This is a genomic window from Xenorhabdus entomophaga (assembly GCF_037996725.1).
GTDB lineage: Bacteria > Pseudomonadota > Gammaproteobacteria > Enterobacterales > Enterobacteriaceae > Xenorhabdus > Xenorhabdus khoisanae.
In genome coordinates, this window is sequence record NZ_JBBMXH010000219.1 from 1 (window position 1) to 2,244 (window position 2,244).

2 pseudogenes are annotated in these 2,244 nt (G+C 45.5%); both read right to left on the reverse strand.

Going from position 1 to position 2,244, the window contains the following annotated elements:
- Window positions 1–305 precede the first annotated feature (305 nt).
- A pseudogene (gene katB / locus AAC854_RS22240) lies at window positions 306–1,412 on the reverse strand (catalase KatB); the annotation flags it as partial.
- Window positions 1,413–2,150: 738 nt separating this feature from the next.
- Window positions 2,151–2,244, reverse strand: a pseudogene (locus AAC854_RS24470) (IS982 family transposase); the annotation flags it as partial.

A 2,244-nucleotide genomic window follows, 5' to 3' on the forward strand; every position in this document is an offset into this window, starting at 1 on the left:
TCTGGCAATGAAGGTCTCTTAAACTAAAAGTACGCCCAAAAGGTGTTTTTATATTGCCACCGAAGTGTATTGAACGTGGATTCATACACTGACTTTTCAAAGCAACATAAATCCTATTTTCTTTTATCCTCAATGAACAACGGGATGGCTTTTGCGTGTCCGTTCATACTTTTATCTATCCCTGTTTGAATTATTCAACAGACAATTTTCTACAGCTAATCATTAATATGACTACCGTTTGACATTTAACCTTGCGGCGTTTTGACGTGTCCGAGATCCTTATACCACTACATCCGGTAGGTGGTCTGGTGCAGGCCGGTAACCGGGCTGTGCGGCCGGTTAATTGGCAGGCTCAAACCATTTGCACCAATGCGGTAAAATTGCGTATCAGCATATGCGAACAGGCGCCCTTGCAACAGTTTGTCTTCTGAAGGCTCAATCCCAGGAATCAGGTTGGAAGGTGCCATAGCTACCTGTTCGATCTCCTGAAACACATTGTTTGGGTTTTTATTCAGCACCATCTGACCGATTTTTCTTTCCGGCACATCTGGCCAAATCTTAGTGGCATCCAGAGGGTCAAAATCAAATTTCTTCAAATCCTCTGGCTTCAATACTTGGATGTAGAGATCCCACTTTGGATAATCGCCGCGATTGATTGCAGCTACCAAATCGCGCGTCATATGGCTGTAGTCTTTGCCCTGTATTTGTTCAACCTGCAAGGGATCTAGATTTTTTACTCCTTGCAGGGTTTTCCAATGGAACTTCACGTAATGCACTTCTCTTTTGGCGTTTACCAGTTTATAGGCATGAACGCTATTGCCGTCCATATTGCGATAAGAAGCCGGGGTTCCTTCATTGGAATACAGTAATGTCAGGGTGCGGATCGATTCTGGTACATGTGAAAAGAAATCAAAGCGGCGAGAATCGTTATCAAGGTTAGTACGAGGGTCTGGCTTAAAAGCGTGCACCATATCCGGAAACTTGATGGCATCACGGATAAAGAAGGTGGGAAAGTTGTTGCCGACCAGATCCCAGTTACCTTCTGTTGTATAAAACTTGGTCGCAAAACCGCGTGGGTCACGCAGTGTTTCCGGCGAGTGGTTGCCGTGTACAACGCTTGAGAATCGGACAAACACAGGGGTTTTACTGCCGGCAGTAAACACTTTCGCAATAGTCAGATCGGAGATGTCCGCCGTAGCAGTGAACTCCCCGTGCGCTCCGGCGCCACGTGCATGCACTACACGCTCAGGGATGCGCTCGCGATCGAAACGTTGCAGCTTTTGTAACAGTTGTACATCCTGCAACAGCACCGAACCATCGGAGCCGGCAGTCTGTGAATTCTGATTATCACCTACCGGGGCACCGTTATCGCGGGTTAAGGTATCTGCCAGCGTCATCGGGCTGATGGCCATCCAGATTAAAACAATCAGCAGCTTTTTCCGGATCGTTAAGCTGCCGATTATACGGTTATTGCTCATAATGCTATCCTCGTCTGATATTGTGGTAAATTTACTGACGGAAAGGCAGAGGAGGCAGCCGCTTATCGGCAGTTTTTCTTAACTGTACTCGTTTTTCTTCACCTGCTCGTTACCGCCACCTTAGCCTTTCCCATCGTTGGGAGATGCAGGCTATCTCACTGAACATCTACTTTACATGGCATTGTACTTATAGGTGAATACACTACTACCTATCGAATTAATAGGCTGGGGCATTGGTGCACGGATAAGGTAAGGTTGTAATTTCCCTTACCCACTGTAATTCAGGAGGATCTCACCCGTTTACGGACAGAAGGAGGTTGTACCACTGCCAGCAGGCGGTTAAGCACTACCACACCGATGGGCTTACCGCTTTATATTGCTTTCTTGAAGAGACAGACAGAATGCCAGTGAACTATCAGGGGCGTCGTCAAAATTTGTTGACTACTATTCGTAATGTACTTGGAGGAAGTTTTACTGCTATCAGTGAAGCAATGAGGGAATGATGCACTCAGAAATTTATCTTTGGGTTCCCGTCTCAACACTCGCTTAGCATACGATTTTTAATGAGACGACCCCATACCAAATTATCATGCCGTTCAAATTCTCTTCATAAGACGTTAATACGTCTTAGATACTGAATAAATTAACCTTACTATAACGCGATGCTCGACTTTAACATCCTATGACGTTGGCTTGTTGAAGCCAGTCGCGTTGACTTTTACCTTGTTTAAAATTGGCAAAAATGCCCAATGTATGAGAAAGCAGT